This is a genomic window from Streptomyces melanosporofaciens (assembly GCF_900105695.1).
GTDB classification, from domain to species: domain Bacteria; phylum Actinomycetota; class Actinomycetes; order Streptomycetales; family Streptomycetaceae; genus Streptomyces; species Streptomyces antimycoticus.
In genome coordinates this window covers 1,351,966-1,372,279 of sequence record NZ_FNST01000002.1, presented here as the reverse complement: position 1 = coordinate 1,372,279, position 20,314 = coordinate 1,351,966, and the positions used below count along the sequence as shown (strand labels likewise).

At 70.2% G+C, this 20,314-nt stretch carries 19 protein-coding genes; 8 read left to right on the top strand and 11 right to left on the bottom strand.

The window, feature by feature from the left end:
- The first annotated feature begins 102 nt into the window (after positions 1-102).
- A complete protein-coding gene (locus tag BLV72_RS08765) occupies positions 103-1,437 on the top strand; it encodes a phosphatase PAP2 family protein (RefSeq protein ID WP_244320703.1) in 1,335 nt (444 codons plus the stop codon).
- Between the two features lie 189 nt (positions 1,438-1,626).
- On the opposite strand, the gene BLV72_RS08760 is transcribed toward BLV72_RS08765, so the two are convergent.
- Complete coding sequence (locus BLV72_RS08760) at positions 1,627-2,202, bottom strand: CGNR zinc finger domain-containing protein (RefSeq protein WP_093461381.1); 576 nt, start codon at positions 2,200-2,202, stop codon at positions 1,627-1,629.
- Positions 2,203-2,284: 82 nt separating this feature from the next.
- On the opposite strand from BLV72_RS08760, the gene BLV72_RS08755 reads away from it, so the two are divergent.
- Entirely contained in the window at positions 2,285-3,460 is a 1,176-nt protein-coding gene (locus BLV72_RS08755) for an epoxide hydrolase family protein (RefSeq protein WP_093461380.1), read from the top strand.
- A gap of 21 nt (positions 3,461-3,481) precedes the next feature.
- On the opposite strand, the gene BLV72_RS08750 is transcribed toward BLV72_RS08755, so the two are convergent.
- Positions 3,482-4,678, bottom strand: a complete 1,197-nt coding sequence (locus tag BLV72_RS08750) for a helix-turn-helix domain-containing protein (protein WP_093461379.1) — start codon at positions 4,676-4,678, stop codon at positions 3,482-3,484.
- 313 nt (positions 4,679-4,991) lie between these two features.
- Here BLV72_RS08750 and BLV72_RS08740 point away from each other — a divergent pair, with 313 nt between their 5' ends.
- A complete protein-coding gene (locus BLV72_RS08740; protein WP_093461376.1) occupies positions 4,992-5,540 on the top strand; it encodes a GNAT family N-acetyltransferase in 549 nt (182 codons plus the stop codon).
- A gap of 69 nt (positions 5,541-5,609) precedes the next feature.
- Here BLV72_RS08740 and BLV72_RS08735 read toward each other — a convergent pair whose 3' ends face one another.
- Both BLV72_RS08735 and BLV72_RS08730 read right to left on the bottom strand, forming a co-directional pair.
- Positions 5,610-5,996, bottom strand: a complete 387-nt coding sequence (locus BLV72_RS08735) for a hypothetical protein (RefSeq protein ID WP_093461374.1) — start codon at positions 5,994-5,996, stop codon at positions 5,610-5,612.
- Between the two features lie 31 nt (positions 5,997-6,027).
- The gene (locus BLV72_RS08730) at positions 6,028-6,957 is read right to left on the bottom strand and encodes a helix-turn-helix transcriptional regulator (protein ID WP_093461373.1); all 930 of its coding nucleotides are present in this window, start codon (positions 6,955-6,957) and stop codon (positions 6,028-6,030) included.
- A gap of 174 nt (positions 6,958-7,131) precedes the next feature.
- On the opposite strand from BLV72_RS08730, the gene BLV72_RS08725 reads away from it, so the two are divergent.
- Entirely contained in the window at positions 7,132-7,824 is a 693-nt protein-coding gene (locus BLV72_RS08725) for an SDR family oxidoreductase (RefSeq protein WP_093461371.1), read from the top strand.
- A gap of 227 nt (positions 7,825-8,051) precedes the next feature.
- On the opposite strand, the gene BLV72_RS08720 is transcribed toward BLV72_RS08725, so the two are convergent.
- Together BLV72_RS08720 and BLV72_RS08715 are read right to left on the bottom strand one after the other, a co-directional pair.
- The gene (locus BLV72_RS08720) at positions 8,052-8,378 is read right to left on the bottom strand and encodes an antibiotic biosynthesis monooxygenase family protein (protein WP_059148511.1); all 327 of its coding nucleotides are present in this window, start codon (positions 8,376-8,378) and stop codon (positions 8,052-8,054) included.
- A 48-nt stretch (positions 8,379-8,426) separates the two neighbouring features.
- On the bottom strand, positions 8,427-8,837 hold the full coding sequence (locus tag BLV72_RS08715; protein ID WP_093461370.1) for a DUF2000 domain-containing protein: 411 nt from the start codon (positions 8,835-8,837) through the stop codon (positions 8,427-8,429).
- Positions 8,838-8,993: 156 nt separating this feature from the next.
- Here BLV72_RS08715 and BLV72_RS08710 point away from each other — a divergent pair, with 156 nt between their 5' ends.
- The 3 genes from BLV72_RS08710 (at position 8,994) to BLV72_RS08700 (ending at position 12,911) form a co-directional block, all read left to right on the top strand.
- Entirely contained in the window at positions 8,994-9,809 is an 816-nt protein-coding gene (locus BLV72_RS08710; protein ID WP_093470258.1) for a helix-turn-helix domain-containing protein, read from the top strand.
- A 272-nt stretch (positions 9,810-10,081) separates the two neighbouring features.
- A complete protein-coding gene (locus BLV72_RS08705; RefSeq protein ID WP_093461368.1) occupies positions 10,082-12,181 on the top strand; it encodes a bifunctional glycosyltransferase 87/phosphatase PAP2 family protein in 2,100 nt (699 codons plus the stop codon).
- Between the two features lie 100 nt (positions 12,182-12,281).
- Positions 12,282-12,911 carry a superoxide dismutase family protein gene (locus tag BLV72_RS08700; RefSeq protein ID WP_093461367.1) on the top strand — a complete coding sequence of 210 codons (630 nt, stop codon included), beginning with the start codon at positions 12,282-12,284 and terminating at the stop codon, positions 12,909-12,911.
- Positions 12,912-12,993: 82 nt separating this feature from the next.
- On the opposite strand, the gene BLV72_RS08695 is transcribed toward BLV72_RS08700, so the two are convergent.
- Together BLV72_RS08695 and BLV72_RS08690 are read right to left on the bottom strand one after the other, a co-directional pair.
- Positions 12,994-13,641, bottom strand: coding sequence for an HD domain-containing protein (locus BLV72_RS08695; RefSeq protein ID WP_244320702.1), 648 nt, complete (start codon positions 13,639-13,641; stop codon positions 12,994-12,996).
- Between the two features lie 10 nt (positions 13,642-13,651).
- Positions 13,652-14,884, bottom strand: coding sequence for a cytochrome P450 (locus BLV72_RS08690; RefSeq protein WP_093461365.1), 1,233 nt, complete (start codon positions 14,882-14,884; stop codon positions 13,652-13,654).
- Between the two features lie 261 nt (positions 14,885-15,145).
- Here BLV72_RS08690 and BLV72_RS08685 point away from each other — a divergent pair, with 261 nt between their 5' ends.
- Entirely contained in the window at positions 15,146-16,315 is a 1,170-nt protein-coding gene (locus tag BLV72_RS08685) for a steroid 3-ketoacyl-CoA thiolase (RefSeq protein ID WP_093461364.1), read from the top strand.
- Here the strand turns inward: BLV72_RS08685 and BLV72_RS08680 are convergent.
- From BLV72_RS08680 to BLV72_RS08670, 3 genes are all read right to left on the bottom strand, one after another.
- The gene (locus BLV72_RS08680) at positions 16,303-17,190 is read right to left on the bottom strand and encodes an ECF transporter S component (protein WP_244321386.1); all 888 of its coding nucleotides are present in this window, start codon (positions 17,188-17,190) and stop codon (positions 16,303-16,305) included. The genes BLV72_RS08685 and BLV72_RS08680 overlap by 13 nt on opposite strands.
- Positions 17,191-17,408: 218 nt before the next feature.
- Complete coding sequence (locus BLV72_RS08675; RefSeq protein WP_093461362.1) at positions 17,409-19,031, bottom strand: ABC transporter ATP-binding protein; 1,623 nt, start codon at positions 19,029-19,031, stop codon at positions 17,409-17,411.
- Positions 19,028-20,305 (bottom strand): energy-coupling factor transporter transmembrane component T, encoded by a 1,278-nt coding sequence (locus BLV72_RS08670; RefSeq protein ID WP_425288509.1) that lies wholly within the window; start codon positions 20,303-20,305, stop codon positions 19,028-19,030. The genes BLV72_RS08675 and BLV72_RS08670 overlap by 4 nt, the downstream gene beginning before the upstream one ends.
- Positions 20,306-20,314: the final 9 nt, after the last annotated feature.

The following is a 20,314-nucleotide window of genomic DNA, read 5'->3' as shown; positions in this document are numbered from 1 at the left end:
TCGGCGCTATCCGGTACGAAGGGCGACCCATACCCAACATCTAGCAAATCGGCCAAAGCATTGATATCTATAGCATCGCGGGTGATTTCCCGAATAAGCCGCATGGCTGCGTTCACCACGTGGCGTCGACCACGGGCGATGCTGTACGCCGCGGCGGGTGTGGTGGCCCTCGGATTCTTCGTCGCGCTGGAGATCACCGCGCGCCGCTACGGCCTGCCGGGGCCGATGACCAATCAGGCGCAAGAGATTGTATTTGCCCCCAAATCGGGCTTTCTGTTGTACGCCGGTATGGGCCTGATGATGGTGGTGCTCACCTGGCGGGAGCGGTTCATCGCGGCAGGTGCCGCGATCGGCATCGACCTCGTCATCTTCCTGGTGCGGTGGGTGGCCGACGCGAAGGTGACCGAAGGGCACCCCTTCGGCAATGGCGCGTTGTGGGCGATGCTGGGCTGTGTGGTCATCGCCCTCACGCGCCGTACCGGCCGGGAACGTGCCCTGCTGCTGAAGGGTGTCGGACTGGGGCTGCTGCTGGTGGCCGGCCGTAAGACCGGCGACACCTGGCTGCTCATCACGGCGAAGTCCCGACCGACGGTGCTCGATCCCTACCTGGCGACCGCCGATCACGCGCTGGGCAACCCGTCGTGGCTGGCAGGCCGGATCGTCGACGCCATGGGCCCGATCGGCGCCCATGTTCTCGACTACGTCTACATTCAGCTTCCGGTGGCCGCGGTCATCGTCTCGGTGTATCAACTGCGCAACGTGGCGGTCGAGCGCCGCTTCCCGGGCCACCATCTGGTGCGTACCTTTCTGGCCATCGGCCTCCTCGGGCCGGCCATCTACATGATCTTCCCGGTGGTCGGACCGATCTTCGCCTACGGCGCGGGCGCCTTCGGCACCGGCGGCGAGCACTGGGCGCTGGCCAACCTGTGGCCGCACACGCCGCCGCCCATCAGCGTCCCGCACCCGATGCCCTTCGACGAGATCACGCCACGCAACTGCATGCCCAGCCTGCACACGGCGTGGGCCACCGCGATCTTCATTCACTCCCGCCAGGGCCCACGTCTGCTGCGCTTCGCCGGCACGTTCTGGCTGATCGCGACGCTCGGCGCGACGCTGGGATTCGGCTACCACTACGGCGTGGACCTCATCGCGGGCGTGGTGTTCGCCCTCACGATCGAGACCGCGCTGCGCGCGCTCGCGCGTGGCTGGGACCGGTCCGGGATCCAGCTGGTCGCTCATGGCACGGCGGTCTTCGCCGCGCTCCTGGTCTCCTACCGCTATCTGCCGATGGAGATGGCCAGACATCCGTGGCTGTTCGGCCCCCTTCTCCTGCTGGCGATGGGCTCAGTGATCCACGGCTACGTACGGACCACCAGGCTGTGGGAGCCGAAGACCGCACCGGCGCTGCAACCGGAGCCGCAGCCCGAGCTGGTGTGAGTGGGTCGGCGAGGGCTTGGTCGACCAGCAGAGGATCATCAGCCGTCGGCGGCTGGACGAATTCGTCACCACACTCACCCCGGCCGCCCAGGACGCGGCGCCCTGATCCCACCGTGGCGCCGCGGCGCGCACGGCGTCGTGCCGGCCGCGGCGAGAGTCCGCACCATCGGTGCCGCCCGACGCCCCGGATCACTCCGCCGATCTGGGCTTTTTGCGCTGGTTGGCATGGAAGCGCGCTTTCTTCTGACGATTCCCGCACGTGTTCATGTCACACCATTTGCGGCTGCGACTTTGGCTGGTGTCGAAGAAGGCGGCTTGGCAGGTTGGTGATGCGCACAAGGCCAATTTTCCGTCTCGTTCGCCCGCGATGATGCTGATCGCGTCGGCGGCGATCACGCCGAGGGCATCTTCCACGCAGGAAGCCGAGCTGAGCCGCCATTGCCGCTTGCCCTCGGGCGTCAGGATCGCCGCGGCCCGACCCTGAGCGCTGCGGTCATTGATGACGTGGACAGCGGACGCCGGGAGATCTTCCTGGTTCGCGGCCGCTGTCGCGGCGGCGTGAATCGACTCCCTCAGTTCCCGGGCGAGGTCGAGCTGGGCAGTGGTGCAGGAGTCCACGGCGAGGCCGTTCACCGTCAGCCAGTCGACGAGTCGGTGCGGCGTGGGAATGCGCTCCACGGCGTCGCCATGACGCTCCGAGAGAGTCCCCGTGAAGCTGGTCGCCAGCACGCTACCGAGGCGGAAGTCAGGGAACCGAGCACGCATGGAACCACCTTAGGGGGTTGCCGTGTGGTTCGGAGGACTGCTAGAACCGGCTTAGCCGGTTCCACGATGGCCAGGAGAGCTCATGCCCCGTCCGACCAGCGACGTACAAGCCTTTGAAGCCCACGCCACTGACGCCGACCTCGACGATCTACGCGCGCGATTGGCCGCGGCGCGGCTACCGGAGGTCGAGACGGTCCATCGCGCCGCGCCGGACCCTCGCCGATGGGACCAGGGCGTTCCGCTCGCCGACCTCGTCGATGTCGTGGACTACTGGCGCACCGGGTACAACTGGCGGGCGTTCGAGGAGTGCCTCAACCGGATCGGCCAGTTCCGCACGACCATTGATGGTCTGGGAATCCACTTCCTGCACCGCCGCTCCGCGCGCGCGGATGCCACTCCTCTGATCATGACGCACGGCTGGCCGGGCAGCATCGCCGAGTTCATCGACGTAGTGGACGAGCTGGCAAATCCGAAAGATGCGGACGCGCCGGCGTTCCACGTCGTGGTCCCGTCGTTGCCGGGCTTTGGTTACAGCGACAAGCCGGCCACCACCGGGTGGGGACTCGAAAAGATCGCGGCCGCATGGGTGGAACTGATGGGAAGGCTCGGCTACAGCAAGTTCGCAGCCCACGGCGGCGACTGGGGAGGTCCGATCACCACGGTCCTCGGCGGCAGGTTCCCGCAGCACGTTCTCGGCATCCACACAACGACCGCGCAGGCACCGCCGGGGTTGACCACGGACGGGCTGACGGCGGCCGAGCGCAAGTGGACCGAGGAAACGCGTGATTTCTGGGATGGCCCCCGCGCGGCGTTCGCGAAGCAGCAGGCGACCCGACCGCAGACCATCGGTTACTCGCTCGTCGACTCACCGGTCGGGCTGCTCGCCTGGATCCTCGACAAGTTCGCCGCGTGGACGGATACCGAAGACAGCCCGTTCGAGACGATTTCCCTGGACAGGCTTCTTGACAACGTCACCCTGTATTGGCTGACGCGGACCGGCGCATCGTCGGCCCGCATTTACTACGAGAGCCACCTCTCGCTCGACCCCGAACTTCGCGTCGACGTCCCGTCGGCCATCATTGTGTATCCCCACGATATCGAGAAGTGCCCGCGCCCCTGGGCACAGGAGCGGTACCGGCAGATCGTCCGATGGAGGTCGGCCGACATCGGGGGGCACTTCCCGTCGCTGGAGGTTCCCGAGTATTTCGTCAAGGACCTACAAGAGGGCCTCGCGGCAGTGCTGGCCGCCCATCGGTGAACGTGGCTGGGGGTGTCGGCACTACAGGGTGAAGGGATCCTCATCGAGCTTTTCTCCCAGGTGCTCAAGAGTATCGGTGAGGCTTTGCGGTGCACCGTTCAGCCTTTCGCGCTGCTTGGCGACGTGACCGATGAGGCGGAGGGTCCGCCCCGAGGAGATGCCGGGTGCGGCGGTGATCAGGGAGCTGACGACGTCTTCCGCGTCGCGCCAGGCACTGACGTCCAGCAGGCACTGTGCGAGCCGTGCGGATGACATGCTTGCGTAGCCGGTCGCGACGCCACGCCCCGGTTGTGCGGATTGCAGTAGCCGCTCGATGGCTTTCTGCACGTCACCGGCGATCTGAAGTGTGTGACCCCAGTGGCCGTCAATTTCCCTGTCGGTCAACCACCATGACCAGTCCGGTTCGCCAACGTCGTTACCGTCCTCGATGAGCGAGCGGGCGCGTTGAAGCGACTCGATGGCATCCGACGTACGTCCCGTGCCGACCAGTCCCTTCGCTTCACGCATACGGAACATCGCCTCGACGCGCGGGGACAGCCGTCTACGGTTGAGCACCGACCGGGCGATGGACAGCGCCTCCTGGTTCCGTCCGCGCCATTCACTGTGCATCGCCATGTTCTGCAGCGTCAGCAGTGCGATGGAGCGGTCTCCCGAGAGATTCGCGAGGAACAGCGCCTCTTGGTTGAAGCGCCGGGCGGCGCCGTCTCTTTCCGCGTCAAAAAGAGCCCAGCCGGTTATTTCGGCGAGTTCGGCGGCCGCCGACTGAATATCGCGCTCGTATCGGGGATCGTAGTCTCCGGCTCCGAGCCGCCGATGTACGACCTTGAACGCGCGGCCTGCGGGCTCGGCGATGGATACTCCGCTGAGTTCGTTGTCCAGGACGACCAGTAGATGGGAAGTCTCCCGGATGGCCTGTGCGAAGTCGGTTCCGCGTGCCTCGTTGAGCCTGAGTATCCGATCAGTGATGGCCGGTGATTCAGCAGCTTCCGGTGGAACGGTCGGCGGTGCTACTCGTACCGCGATTTCGGCGAGTTCCCCGTTCGTCTTGAACAGGTTGTCCAGCGCCGTGACGAGTTGCGTCGACGGCTGCTGTTTCCCGCAGAGCACGCGGGACAGATAGGCGTGGTCGTAGTTCAGGTGGCGGGCGACCGCCCGAACACTCATGTCCCGGTCACGGAGCAGGTCGCGGACTCGTTGGCTGAACTCCCCGCAGTTCATGGTGGCCAGAGTACGGCTGTCACCGCGTAGTCACCAAGCGGTCACCAACCGCGACCACACGTTCGCGGTTGTCTTGGGCCGCACGATGATGACGCTGCGAGTGTCGCGGGACAGCGGGAAGACCTACGGGCCGACCCGCGTGGTCAGGTCCACCGAGCCCCTGATGCCGCTGGAGACGTCGGCGTGGCCGCCGTGCGAGTGCGCCCGATGCGTATCGGCGCAAGTGACCGGCCGCCGGCCACGGTGAAGCCGCCGCGTCAGGCCTTCTCTTCCGGATCGATCCCGCTCACGGGCGTGCGATAGGTTGCCCGCCATGACTGGACTCGGATCCGTCGCCTGGCCACCTGCCCCGATAGGGACCGAACGGCTCGTGCTCCGGGAGTCCGAGGCCCGGGACCGGGCGGCGTTCATCGAGCTGTTCGCGTCGCCGGAGGTGCGCACCTATCTGGGTGGCCCTCGATCGCGTGAGGAGCTCGAAGCCGCGGTGCCTGAGGTGCCCGGGCGGCGTCCTGGCCTGGTCGTGGTCGATCTCGACGGGGCGATGATCGGCATGATCACGCTCGATCGGCGCGATGCGGAGCGTCCGGGGCACATCCGTCCGGATGCCGGGGAGGCCGAACTCGGTTATGTGTTCCTGCCGGAGGCGTGGGGGTGCGGGTACGCCGCCGAGGGGTGCGCTGCGACGCTCGGCTGGTTCGCCGGCGCGCTTCCCGGGGAGCCGGTGGTGCTCTGCACCCAGTCCGCCAACGACCGCTCGATGCGCCTCGCGGCGAAGCTGGGGTTCACCGAGGTGGAGCGGTTCGAGGAGTACGGCGCCGAGCAGTGGTTCGGTGTGTGGTCCGCGGTCACGCCGTCCGGTTGAGCCGGGTCGTTGCCTCAGGGGCGCGCAGCGGGGTCAATGGCCCTCAGGGCCTGCGGGGAAGGTATCGGTTCACCAGTTCCGCCGCCGTTTGCGCGTCATCGATCGTGATGACGAAGCGGGTCCGCTGGTGAGTTCAAGCCAGAGCGCGTCGCCCTTCCGGAGCGAGACCGCCCGCACGCCCGGCTTCCACCGGTAGCCCCAGCCGCCGATCTCCATGGGGCGGGTCCAGCGCGCAGTGGCACGCTCGATCCGGTCCATCGTGATGTTCTGCCGCAGGAAGGGGGCGAGAGCTGAGGCCACCGTGACGCCGCGTGAGGAGACGGTGACCTTGATGGCCCCCGTGACGAGGAACGCGACCGCCGCGAGCAGCAGGGCCAGGCTGGTCGCCCGGAATGCCGCGTCGACGACGGCCAAGGCGATCAGTCCTACAGCCAGGATCGCGCCGACGGCGAGCATCCAACGGCTGGACTGAGACCGGCTCGTGAGGTCAGCGGGGCGGGCGGATTGGTTCCGTGGGTGAGGTCTGCGGTGCTGTCCAACTGGCGAGGAGTTTGAGGCGGTCTTCCGAGGCGGTGCCGGGCTCGGCCGTGTAGATGATCAGGTCGTGGACGGCCCGTTGAGGCAGGGGCAGGTTCAGGGAGCGGAAGGTCATCTCCAGACGGCCGACCTCGGGATGGTTCAGCCGCTTGACGCCTTCGTGACGGATTCGGACGTCGTGACTGGCCCACATGGTGCGGAAGTCGGGGCTCAGCGTGGACAATTCGCCAACGAGCTCGCGCAGGGCCCGGTCGTGAGGTTCACGTCCGGCTTCGGCGCGGAGCACTGCGACCGTGGCCCTCGCGCCTTCCTCCCAGTCGACGAAGAAGTCGGAGGAGCCGGGGTCGAGGAAGAAGTAACGGGGGAAATTGGCGCAGCCCCGGTCGCCGGTGGTGTCGCTGTCGAACATCGGTGAGTACAGGGCCCTGCAGAGCGCGTTGCTCGCGATGATGTCCAAACGGCCGCTGCGTACGAAGGCGGGAGCCATGGTCATGGAGTCCACCATCCATTGGACGGGGGACGGGATCTTGACGTCTTTGCGGCGGTGCGACCTGCGGCGGGTGGGACGGGCCGCTCTGGCCAGATCGAGCAGGTAGGTGCGCTCGTCCTCGTCGAGGAGCAATGCCTGGGCGACCGCTTCCAGCACGTCCTCGGAGACACCGCCGATGTGGCCCTTCTCCAGCCGTGTGTACCACTCGGTGCTCACGCCGGCGAGGGCCGCGACCTCCTCGCGCCGTAGTCCCGGAACCCGGCGGCGTCGGCTGGTGGGCAGTCCGACCCGCTCCGGGGCGAGCTTGGCGCGTCGGCTGATGAGGAAGTCGCGGATCTCCGAACGGTTGTCGGTGGGATCACCGGTGTGGTTTTCGGACGGAGGTTCCATTCGCCCAGCGTACCCATGGTCCGGCCGATAGAGAGGTTGTGCTTATACCCCCCATAAACGCGACCTTCCCCGCCTCTGACGGCGCCGGTTTCATGGGGTCGGCGGACTTGAACGGCACTCCTTCATCGCGGGCCGCCGTCCGCCGTCCCCCACCCACTCCTCAGGAGCATGACCATGGCCAGCAAGACCGTACTGATCACCGGCGCGACCAGCGGTATCGGCGCCCACACCGCGCGGTTGCTCCTCGACCGCGGCCACCGTGTGGCGGTCACCGGCCGCAACGAGAGCAAACTGAAGACTTTCCTCGACGAGGCCGGCCACCCCGACCGGCTGCTGGGTCTTGTCGCGGACGCGGCGGACTGGCAGGCCACCGAGTCGGTCGTGACCCGCACCGTGGAGCATTTCGGTGCCCTTGACGCGGCGGTGGCCAACGCCGGATTCATGTCCGGTGACTCCATCGGGGCCGGCGACCCGACACTGTGGTCGCCCATGATCCTCACCAACGTCCTCGGCCCCGCCCTGCTGGCCCATGCCACCCTGCCCCACCTTGAGGCCACTGGCGGACGGCTGGTGCTCATCGGCAGCGTCGCCGGGCTGAAGAACTCTCCCGCCAATCTCTACTCGGCCACCAAGTGGGCTACCACCGGACTCGCCGAGAACCTGCGCCTGCACGCCACGACCCGCGGCATCGGTGTCACTCTTGTCAACCCCGGCATGATCGACACACCCTTCTGGCAAGGCGCCGGCGTTCCCCCCTTCGCCCTGCCTCCCCAGCCCATCGCCGAGGCCATCTGCTTCGCCCTCGACCAGCCGGCGGGCGTCGACCTCAACACCCTGACCATCCGGCCCATGGGCCAGCCCGTCTGACCACGCTCGGTTGTCACACCACGCCGCTCACTCACTCGGACGTGTCCTCGGTCGGCAGTGAGGGTGTACTCCGCGGAATCCGGCTCCCCGAGCGTGGCGCATGAGTCGCTTCCGGGCCGCGCGGCCAGCGGGCAGGCGAGTGCACAGCCCCCTTGACGGGCGCAGCGCGTAACCGTAGCCCCCGGGCCTGGGCCCGGGGACCGGCGACGGTTCGTCAGGGGCCCGGTTCAGCCTTGTTTGGGCGCGGCCTGCTGGACGACCTCGAAGGACCACAGGGTGGAGCCGGAGGCGGCGGGCTTCTGCTGCGGGGCGTCCTCGCCGCCGCGCTGGTGGGCCGCCTTCATGGGGCCCTCCATCCACGCCTGGAAGTCCTCCTCGCTGCGCCAGCGCGTATAGACGAGGTACTGGTCGGTCCCCTCGACCGGACGCAGCAGCTCGAACCACTCGAAACCGTCGGAGCCCTCCACGGCCCCGGCGCGCGACGCGAAGCGCTTCTCCAGCACCTCGCGCTGTTCCTCCGGCACGGTCAGCACATTGATCTTGACTACGCTCATGGCCCCATCTTGCCGTAGCCGATGCCGCGCCCCTGCGGTGCCTCACCCTCAGCCGTGCAGCTTCAGGCCCTTGGTCACCTTGTCCACCTGGCTGCGCGGCCCGTGGAGGGCGAGGCCCACCAGGTTCAGCGCGTCGGCGTCGATGGCGCGGACCACCGCGCGGTTGTCGTCCTCGTTGTTGGTGCCGAAGAGCTCCTCCGTGTAGAGGGCCGTCGGCAGGTCGCGGGAGAGGGCGCGGGCGTGGGTGCGGGTGAGGGCGGGGGCGTCGGCGGCGTAGACGAGGACCGGTTCGCGGAACATCGGGAGGTAGACATTGCCCGAGGCGTCCTCGTACGGCTTGCCGACGATCTCGTCCGTGGCGTGTGCCAGGCCGCTGGAGAGGAACGCGGTCACGTTCAGCTTCTGCCAGTCGGCGAGGTCGGCGCGGACGATGACGGCGATCTTGGTGTCGAAACGCATGGACGGCAGTCTCGCCACGATCCCGGCCCGCGGTCTTGAACGCTGGTGCGCGAACCGCGGCGGCACAATGGGGGCGTGGGTGCGGTAGGAGAAGGGGAGCGGGGGCCTGAGGACTGGGCCCGGTACTGGCGTGATCCCGACCGGGCCGTGGAGGCCATGCACGCCCACTTCTTCAGCCATCGCTTCCATCCCCACAGCCATGACGCCTACTCCTTCGCCGTCACCGAGATCGGCGCCCAGCGCTTCCGGTGCCGGGGTGCGCTGCGCACCAGCGGGGCGGGGATGGTGATGGTCTTCAACCCCGACGATCCGCATGACGGGGAGGCGGCCGCCGAACTCGGCTACAAGTACCGCATCGTCCATATGGGTCCCGATGTGATGCGGAATGTGCTCGCCGATGTGGCCGACAGCGCGGCCGACCGGGCGGCGTTGCCGCTGTTCGACCGGCCGGTGGTCTCCGATCCCGTGCTGGTCCCCGCCCTGCTGCGGCTGCACACCGCCCTGGTCGGCGGCGCCGGTCCGCTGGTGCGGGACGAGCGGCTGACGGCGGCCGTCGGGGCGTTGGTGCGGCGCGGGGCCACCGGGCCGCTGCGCGCCCGGGAGCTGTCGGGCGGGAGCGGTGAGCAGGCGCGGGCCGCGCGGCGGGCCCGGGCGCTGCTGGAGGAGGCGTACCTGGAGGAGATCCCGGCGGCGCGGCTCGCGGAGGCCGCCGGGTGCAGCCGCTTCGCGCTCTACCGGGCGTTCCGCGCCGCGTACGGAATGGCGCCGAGCGACTTCCAGCGGCAGCTTCGGCTGCGCCGGGCGCGCGGGCTGCTGGTGGCGGGCCGTAGCGCCGCCGAGGCCGCGGCCCAGGCGGGGTTCGCCGACCAGAGCCATTTCCACCGGTGGTTCGTGCGGTGTTTCGGAGTGACGCCGGGAACATTTCAGCGCGCGGCGGGTCCCGATTCGCGGCGCACCCCGCAGCCCTGGTGAAATTGGGCCGGACCGTACGGACTCACGCGGAGCGAAAGCACCCTGCCAAAGCCTGACATCTTTCGGACAACCTCGGACGACAGTCAGGTGAAGTGGGAGTGTTCGGCGTCTGAGTAGTGGGCTCAGTAGGGTCTCCAAACATCCAGGACAGGTGAAAAGGGCGAGTGGGGGAGCGGCAGGGCGTGGCGAACGTGGAGCGGAGCGGACTGGGGAGAACCCCGGACACGGGGTCGGGCCCCGGTGCCGTCGGGGCGCGGACGTCACGGACCAGAATGGGGCTCGCGGCCCTGTGGCTCCTGGCCGGCGTGCTGGCGGTTCGTCAGGCGGCGGCGGTGCTGCGGCTGCCCCCCGACGAGCGGCTGACCGACCTGGAGACCTGGATCGGCGAAGAGGGTGTGCTGCATGTCAGGGGGTCGCTGTACGACGGGGACTCCTTCACCGGCACCCCGTTCTCCGGGCTCGTCCTCAAGCCCCTGACCCGGGCCGCCGAGCAGAGCCTCGGCGTCGCCTGGACCTTCGGCACCCTGGTGCTGGTCGTGATCCTCGGACTGGTCGTGGCCCGGGCGCTGCCCGGCCCGGTCTCCCGCCGCACCTCGCTGATCGCCGCACCGCTGGCCATCAGCCTGCTGGTGCTCTCCCTTCCGGTGCGCAACACCTTCACCCTCGGCCAGACCAGCATCATCCCGGTGCTGCTGGTCGTCCTCACCGTGCTGCCCAGAACCTCCGGACGGCAGGCCGGTGTGCTCATCGGGGTCGCCGCGGCGCTGCAGCCCGCGCTGCTGCTGTTCGCCGTCGTGCTGTGGCTCATCGGCCGGCGCCGGGCCGCGGCGCTGGCGGGCGCCACGTTCGCCGTGTGCACCGCGCTCGCCTGGGCAGCCATGCCGCACGACTCCTGGACGTACTGGGGCCACCACATCGGCGGCGCCGGGCTCGGCGCGCCCGCCGACAGCCTGGCCAACCAGTCGCTGCACGGGCTGCTGCTGCGCATCGGTCTCCAGGGCCCGGTCGAGCTGGCGCTGCTGGCCGTGCTCGCGGTCGCCGTCGCGGTGATCGGCCTGCGGCGCGCGGTGCACTACGCGAATGACGGGCAGCTACTGCTCGCCGCCGCCATCACCGGCAGCGTCGCGCTCGCGGTCTCGCCCACCTCCTGGCAGCATCAGCAGCTCTGGATCCTGCTGGCCGTGGTCGGCCGGGTGGGGCGGCGCGGCTCCGACCGGCTGGTGTGGCCGGTTCTGGTGGTGCTGGCGATGTCGCTCAGCCGCACCGCGCTGCTGCCCGACATCGAGATCCTCGGCCATATCGGCTACAATGCGCCGCTTCTCGCCGCGCTCGCCGCCGCCTGTGTGGTGCCGTTCCACTCCCGCACCTCGCCGCGCTGGGACGACCCCGAGCCGACGCCGGTCGCCGACCCGGCCAAGAGCCGCTACGCCTGGGTGCCGCTGCTGCGCTTCCTCAAGCGGCCGCTGTCCCGCCCGAACCTGATGCTCGAGCTGATGCTGATCCGCGTCGGCTACTTCGCCTACTCCTGGATCCGCGCCCACGCCCCGGACGAGCGCAGCGTGGCCGAGGGCCACGGAGACCAGGTGCTCACCCTCGAGAGCTGGCTGCACATCGACATCGAGCACTGGTTCAACGCCATCGTGGCGGACACCTCATGGCTCAAGCACTTCATGAACTGGTACTACAGCACCTTCCACTTCCTGATCCCGCTGTCCCTGCTGGCCTGGCTGTATCTGCGCCGCCCGGCGACCTACCGCTGGGCCCGTACGCCGCTGGCCTTCGCCACGATGCTCGCCCTGGTCGGCTTCTGGCTCTACCCGCTGGCCCCGCCGCGGCTGATGGGGCTCGGGTACGTGGACACCGCGCACGGCCCGCAGGATCTGAACAACCCGGACTTCGGCGCCCTCACCAAGCTGTCCAACCAGTACGCCGCCATGCCCTCGCTGCACGTGGGGTGGTCGCTGTGGTGCGGGGTGGTCATCGCGATCGTGGCGCCGTACATGTGGGCGAAGGTGCTCGGCATCCTGTACCCGCTGCTGACGACGGCGGTCATCGTGGGCACCGCCAACCACTATGTGCTGGACGCGATCGGCGGCGCGGCCATCGTCTCGGCCGGGTTCGGGCTGCAGTACGTGCTGCTCGGTGTGGGCAAGCGCCCGCGCGAGGAGGCACCACCGCTGTCGGCGGCGATGGGCGCCGCGATGGCCCGGGCCAGGGGGCTGGTGCCGGGGCTGGTGCGGCAGCGCAGCGGTGGGCACGACGACGCCGAGCCGGTCGACGCCGAGTCCGCCGGGAAGGATCGGTCCGACGCCGCGGACGAGCCCCCGAAAGGGGGACAGGCTCGCGTTGAGCGCCATGACCAGCGGGTCTAGCGTGGTGAGAAGGGGACGGAAAGCCGGACAAGCGCGTTAAACGGGGGGGATCCGGGAATCGAGACGGGGAGCGGGGACCCCGACCGAGGAGGGATCAACGATGTCCCTGGTGAAGGCAGTCACCGCGGCGGTCGCGATGGGCGCTTCGATGGCCATAGCGACCCCCGCGGCCGCCGCGCCGCCGCACCCCTTCGTCTTCGTCCACGACAAGTTCCAGCCCGCGTCGCAGGCGGAGAAGGCCGGTGCGGTGACCTACGACAAGTCGCTGGTGCCGACGTCGGCCACGGTGTTCATCGCCGAGCTGCGCGTGGGCGGCAAGGGCATGAAGCACCGTGAGGGCGGGGAAGGCCGAGGCCACCGCATGATGCACAAGGGCACGTTCGTGTTCCTCAGCGTGCGCGGCCTCACACCCCACCACCACTACGGGATCCATGTCCATACGAAGCCGTGTGGCACCAAGCCCGACTCCTCGGGGCCGCACTACCAGAACAAGGAGGATCCCCGGCAGCCCTCGACCAACCCGAAGTACGCCAACCCGCACAACGAGGTCTGGCTGGATGTCACCACCAACGGAGCCGGTAAGGGCTATGCCAAGTCCTGGCAGAAGTGGCAGTTCAGGTCCGAGGGGGCCCGTTCGGTGGTGATCCACAAGCATGCGACGGGCACCACGCAGGGCAAGGCCGGCCAGGCCGGAGCCCGGGTGGCGTGCGTCAACGTGCCGTTCAAGTAGCGGCGTTGCCGTTCACGTAGCGGCGTTCCGGGGCGTCCGGTGGGGCGGCGGAGCTCACGGGTGGCTTTTGCCCCGGTAGGGCTCAGGGCGGCAGCAGCCCGCCCTCCACCGAGGCGTTCCTGATCTCCTCGTACAGCGCGCACAGCGTCTCGCTCACGGCGACCCGTGGCAGATGCAGCCCGTCCAGCGCCTCGGCGTCCACGGGAGCGTGGCTGTCGGTGGCCATATCGCCCCAGCCCTGGCCGGTCAGACAGCGCATCAGGGTGGGGTTGAGCCGGTCCACCCCGCGCACCAGACACGCCTCGGGCGTACGGCCCTCCTCGTACTCCCGCCACAGCGCCAGCAGTTCGGTGCCGAGCGGCGCGGGGAGCGAGGCGAAGCGCGCGGGCTCACCGCCCCCGGCGCCCCGCTCCACCGCGTCCATCTCGACGAGGTCGTGCATCAGGCACAGCTTGAGCATCTTGGTGAGGTCGAGCCGCTGCCCGGCCTCGCGGTCGAACTCGCCGTGCAGTATCCAGCTCACCATCGCCAGATGCCAGGAGTGCTCCGCGACGCTTTCCTTGCGCTCCGGGGTGGCGTTGTTGGCGCGCTCGATGTCACGAAGGCGGGCGGTGAGGGCTATGAAGTCGAAAAGTCTTCGCCGATCGCCCGCCGCGCCGTGCGGACCGTACATCTCGCTCATGGCGGTCAGTGTGCCCGCGTCCGGGAGGTTGTGGGACTCCTGGCGCACCACGAACAGCTTACGCGTAGGTCACCCTCAGCTCCTTGATCCCGTTCAGCCAGGCCGAGCGCAGCCGCCGGGGCTCGCCCGCGAGCCGGATGTCCGGGAGGGCGTCCGCGATGGCCTGGAAGATCAGCCGGATCTCCAGCTCCGCCAGGCTCTTGCCGAGGCAGAAGTGCGGTCCGCCACCGCCGAAGCCCAGATGGGGGTTGGGGTCGCGGGTGATGTCGAAGTCCTCGGGGCGGTCGAAGACCTCGGGGTCGTTGTTGGCGGAGGAGTAGAAGACCCCGACCCGCGCGCCCGCCTCGATGCGCTGTCCGCCCAGCTCGGTGTCCTGGGTGGTGGTGCGCTGGAAGGACATCACGGGGGTGGCCCAGCGCACGATCTCGTCGGCGGCGGTGGCCGGGCGCTCGGCCTTGAACAGCTCCCACTGGTCGGGGTGGGTGAGGAAGGCGTGCATGCCGTGGCTGATGGCGTTGCGGGTGGTCTCGTTGCCGGCGACGGCGAGCAGCAGGACGAAGAAGCCGAACTCGTCCGAGCCCAGATTGCCCTCGTCCTCGGCGGCCACCAGCCGGCTGACGATGTCCTTGGCCGGGCACGCCTTGCGGTCGGCGGCGAGGTTCATGGCGTACGAGATCAGCTCCATGGCCGACTCGGCGCCGATCTCCTCGGTGATGGCCAGTTCCGGATCGTCGTACGCGACCATCTTGTTGGACCAGTCGAAGATCTTGGACCGGTCCTGCTGGGGGACGCCGATCAGCTCGGCGATCGCCTGCAGCGGCAGTTCGCAGGCGACATCGGTGACGAAGTCCCCGCTGCCGCTCTCCCGGGCACCTGCCACGATGCGTTGCGCGCGGTCGCGCAGGGCGTCCTCGAGGGCGCGGATGGCGCGCGGGGTGAAGCCGCGCTGGACGATCTGGCGGACCCGGGTGTGCTCGGGCGGGTCCATATTGAGCATGATCAGCTTCTGGACGTCGATCTGGTCCCGCTGGATGTGCTCGTTGAAGCGGATGATCGCGGTGTTGGCGTGGGAGGAGAAGATCTCCGGCCGGGTGGAGACCTCCTTGACATCGGCGTGGCGGGTGACGGCCCAGTAGCCGTCGTCGCCGAAGCCGGCGATGCCGTGGGGCTGGGGGATCCAGCACACCGGGGCGGTCTGCCGCAGCCGGGCGAGCTCCGGGAGTGGCACGCGGTGCTGATGGAGGTCGGGGTCGGTGAGGTCAAAGCCTTCGGGGAGCGCTGGACAGGACATGGCCACTCCAGAGATCTGACGGGAGATCTGACGGCCTATCAGAAGTGTCCGCAACGTAGTAACGGGTTCTACAAGTCGCAAGAGAGAACGCGGCCATTGTTTCGGGGGATTGGTGCCGCTCCAGGTCCGCTCAACCCCTGCACAACCCTTGCGCCGCCGGGCCGGGCCTCAGCAGACTGAGCTGAAGAACTAGAACGCGTACTAGTTCTGGCGCGGGCGCTGCCGGGAGCCCCGCGGATGCGATGAGAGGACGAGACAGCCATGGCCGCGGAACCCGTCATCGTCGAAGCCGTACGCACTCCCATTGGCAAGCGCGGAGGCGCGCTCGCCAACCTCCACCCCGCCTATCTGCTCGGCGAGACCTACCGCGAACTCCTCGCCCGTACCGCTATTCAGCCCGACTGCGTCGAGCAGATCGTCGGCGGCACGGTCACCCATGCGGGGGAGCAGTCGATGAACCCCGCGCGCACCGCCTGGCTGACGATGGGCCTGCCGTACGAGACCGCGGCGACGACGGTGGACTGTCAGTGCGGCTCGTCGCAGCAAGCCAACCATATGGTGGCCAACATGATCGCCACCGGTGTCATCGACATCGGCATCGGCTGCGGGGTCGAGGCCATGTCGCGGGTGCCGCTGGGCAGCGGCTCCAAACACGGCCCGGGCAAACCGTTCCCGGAGGAGTGGAACGTGGATCTGCCCAATCAGTTCCAGGCCGCCGAGCGGATCGCCCGCCACCGCGGCCTGACCCGGGAGAACGTGGACGCCCTCGGGCTGATCTCCCAGGAACGGGCGGCGCGGGCCTGGGCGGAGGAGCGGTTCAAACGCGAGACCTTCGCGGTGCAGGTGCCCACGACCGAGGAGGAACAGAGCGCCGGAGAGGGCATGTGGCGGGCCGTCGACCGGGACGAGGGGCTGCGCGACACCAGCATGGAGGCGCTCAGCGGGCTCAAGGCCATCATGCCGACCGCCGTGCACACCGCGGGCAACTCCTCCCAGATCTCCGACGGCGCGTGCGCGGTGCTGTGGGCCTCCAAGCGGATGGCCCGGGCACTGAAGCTGCGCCCACGCGCCCGCATCGTGGCCCAGGCCCTGGTCGGCACCGATCCGCACTTCCATCTGGACGGGCCGATCGACGCGACGAAGGCGGTGCTGGGCAAGGCCGGGATGACGCTGAAGGACATCGATCTGGTCGAGATCAACGAGGCGTTCGCCTCGGTGGTGCTGTCCTGGGCGCGGGTCTTCGGACAGGACCTGGAGAAGGTGAACGTGAACGGCGGCGCGATCGCGCTGGGGCATCCGGTGGGGGCCACGGGGGCGCGCCTGATCACGACGGCGCTGCATGAACTGGAGCGCGCGGACAAGGAATTCGCGCTGATCACGATGTGCGCGGGTGGGGCGTTGGCTACGGGGACGATTATTCAGCGGCTGTAGGAAGCTCCGTCCGTGTCCGCGTCCGTGTCCGTGTCCGTGTCCGCGGACGGACTCCGGCCGTCCGCCCGGCGTCCGTCCGCGGCCTCGAAGGTGGCCGGGGCTTCGAAGGCCGCGCGGCGGGTCGCTCGGCGCAGCGCCTTGAGGATGGCGCCGCCGAGGGTGAGGGTGAGCACCATCGTGACCACGGCGCGCGGCAGATCCCAGCCCAGCGAGGTGGCCAGGCAGTACGCCACGAAGCGGGCGAGGTTCTCGCCGAGCGGATCGCCGGGGACGTAGGAGATCCCCGAGGCCATGCCCTGCATCAGGGTCCAGCCCTGTAGGTTCATGGCCGTCCCGTAGGCCACGGACGCCACCGCCCCGTACCCGGCGAGCAGCAGCGACTCCGCCCGGCCGCGCAGCCGGGCGGCGCCGGGCAGCAGCCCCGCACCCATCGCCACCCAGCCCATGGCCAGCATCTGGAACGGCATCCACGGCCCCACGCCACCGGTGAGCAGCGCGGACGCGAACATCGACACGGCGCCGAGGACGAAGCCGAAACCGGGGCCCAGCACTCGCCCCGACAGCACCATCAAAAAGAACATCGGCTCGATCCCGGCCGTCCCCGCGCCCAGCGGCCGCAGGGCGGCGCCTGCCGCCGCCAGGACCCCGAGCATCGCGATGGCCTTGGCGTCCAGACCGGAGTCCGCGATGGTCGCCACGACCACGGCCAGCAGCAGCGGAAGGAGCGCGGCGAACAGCCAGGGCGCGTCGGCGGCGTGGGTGGTGATCCCGGAGTCGCCCGGTGCGAACAGCGGCCAGCCGAAGGCGACGACACCGATCGCGGAGACGAGGGCGAGCGCCGCCACCGAGCGCGGGCCGAGGCGTACGGCCCGGATGCGGCCGCTGGAGGCCGGGGTCGGTTTCGTGCCGTACGCCGCGGTCGGCCTCGTGTCGTACGCCGTGGTCGGTTGGGCGCCGTATGCCGCGGTCGGCTCGGTGCCGTTCGCCGCCGTCGGCACGTTCGCCGCCGTCGGCTCCGTGCCGTATGCCACCGTCGGCTCCGCGTCGTGCGCTCCGGCGCGGCGCGGCTCGCTGCCCAGATGCCGCCGCCCGCTCACGGTGTTCCCTCCAGCGCCTCGCGCACCTGTGGCACCGTCAGCCACGGCAGCGGCGCCAGCACCTTGGCCACCTGCGGGGCGAACGCGGGGGAGGACACCACCACCTCCGCCGTGGGCCCGTCCGCGACCACCTCGCCCTCGGCCAGGATGACGACGCGATGGGCGAGTTCGGCCGCAAGCTCCACATCGTGGGTGGCCAGCACGATCGCATGGCCGTCCGCGGCCAGCCCGCGCACCATCTCCACCAGCCGGGCCTTCGCCGCGTAGTCGAGGCCGCGCGTCGGCTCGTCGAGCAGCAGCAGCGGCGGACGGGCGGTGAGGATGACGGACAGGGCCAGCGCCAGCCGCTGTCCCTCCGACAGATCGCGCGGATGGGCGGTGTCCGCCACCTCCGGCAGCAGCCGGCCGACGAGCTCGCGGCAGGTGCCGGGCGCCGCGCCCGCGTCCTGGTCGGCCGCCGCGCATTCGGCGGCGACCGTGTCCGCGTAGAGCAGATCGCGTGGCTCCTGCGGTACGAGGCCGACTTGGCGCAGCAGTTCGGCGGGGCGGATGCGATGCGGTACGACCCGGCCCGGGCCGACCCGCACCGACCCCGAGGCCGGTTCATGCAGCCCGACCAGACTGGCCAGAAGCGTGGACTTGCCCGCCCCGTTGCGTCCCATCAGCGCCACGGTCTCGCCCGGCCGCACCGACAGGTCCACCCCGCGCAGCGCCTCGACCCGGCCGTGGCGCACGGACAGCCGCGCCACCTCGCCTATCGGCTCGCCCGGCGGCGGATCGGCCACCGCCCGCGGGGTGAGCGACGCCAGCCGCTCCCGCAGCGGCCCTGCCTTGCGGCGCGCGTCCCGTACGGACAGCGGCATCGGCGCCGGCCACCCCGCGAGGCCGCCCAGCGCCACCACGGGCGGCTGGACGGGCGACACCGGCAGCAGCTCGGCCGGTGCGCCGGTCAGCGGGGCGGCGCCGGGGGAGGGCAGCAGGATCATCTGGTCCGCGTACTGCACCACCCGCTCCAGGCGGTGCTCGGCCATCAGCACGGTGGTGCCCAGGTCGTGCACGAGCCGCTGCAACACGGCCAGCACCTCCTCGGCCGCTGCCGGGTCGAGCGCGGAGGTCGGTTCGTCGAGGACCAGGACGCGGGGGTGGGTGGTGAGCACCGAGCCGATCGCCACGCGCTGCCGCTGCCCGCCGGAGAGCGTGGCGATGGGACGGTCCCGCAACTCGGCGAGGCCCAGCAGGTCCAGCGTCTCCTCGACCCGGCGGCGCATGGTGTCCGGCGCGATGCCGAGGGACTCCATGCCGTAGGCCAGCTCGTCCTCGACGGTGTCGGTGACGAAGTGCGCGAGCGGGTCCTGCCCCACGGTGCCGACGACGTCGGCCAGTTCACGCGGCTTGTGGATACGGGTGTCCCGGCCCGCGACGGTGACGCGGCCGCGCAGGGTGCCACCGGTGAAATGCGGTACGAGACCGGAGACGGCACCCAGCAGTGTCGACTTGCCGGCCCCGGACGGACCGACCAGCAGACACAGCTCGCCCTCGGGGACGGTCAGGTCCACCCCCGCGAGTGCGGGCCGCGCCGCCCCGACGTAGTGGACCGACACCTGCTCGAACCGAATCACTGCGTGGCCTCCTCGGGCCCGGCCCCGGCTCGCTCGCCCTCTCGCTCGCCGGGCGGGATGTGTGCGGTGGGGGTGGGGTGGCTGTCGGGGGCCTTGTCCGGCGTAGCCGGTTCGTGGGCCGGAGTCCGGGTCGGTGCCGGGGAGGCGAAGGCCGGGAGCAGGCCCAGCAGTACCCCCGCCGCGGGCCACAGCGGCAGCGTCGGGGTGGTGAGCGGGACGACGGCCGGCTGGAGGGCCCCGGGGGCGTACGAGGCGGCGCGGATCATCAGCGCCGCGACCGCCGCACCCGACCCCGCCACCAGCCACGCCCGGACGCCCCAGCGGTCCGGGCGGTAGCGGCTGCGTACCGAGCGGCGGCCGCCCAGCCACAGTCCGCCGAGCGCGGCGGCGAGGCCCGCGAGCAGCAGTGGCAGACCGTAGCCCGCGCCCTCGGCCGCGAGCAGGCCGTACGTACCGCAGCAGACGCCGAGCAGCCCGCCCAGCGTCAGTGCGGTGGTGGTACGGGCGACGGCGGGCGGGACGTGGGCCGTGCGGCCGTAGCCGCGCGCGTCCATCGCCGCCGCCAGGGCGACCGACCGTTCCAACGCGCCCTCCAGCACCGGCAGTCCGACCTGCAGCAGCGCCTTCACCCCACGGTCGGGGCGGCCGCGCAACCGGCGGGCGGAGCGCAGCCGCCGGACGTCCGCCACCAGATGCGGTGCGAAGGTCATCGCCACCACGACCGCCACCCCGGCCTCGTAGAGCGCGCCGGGCAGCGACTTGAGCAGCCGCGCCGGGCTGGCCAGCGCGTTCGCGGCGCCGACGCAGATCAGCAGGGTGGCCAGTCGGAGCCCGTCGTACAGCGCGAACACCAGCCCCTCGGCCGACACCCGGCCGCCGATCCGCACCCCCTGCGCCCAGTGGGGCAGCGGGACTTCGGGGAGCGTGAAGAGCACCCGGGTCCCGGGGATCGGCGAGCCGAAGAAGACCGCGAAGAACAGCCGGATGGCCAGCACCACAAGGCCCAGCTTGAGGAACGCGGTGTACGAGCGGGCCCACGGGGCGTCCGTGCGGCGTACGGCCACCACATAGCCCGCGACCGCGATGAGCAGCCCCAGCAGCAGCGGGTTGGTGGTCCGGGACGCGGCCGTGGCCAGCCCGAGCGCCCACAGCCACCAGGCCCCCGCGTGCAGCGCGCTTCCGCTGCGCGGGGCACCGGCTCGCGGGCGGGTGCGGAACCCGGTGCGGTTGCGGCGCGGGGCGGTGGCGTCAGGAGTGGCGCGCGGTGACGGCATGGTGGTCAT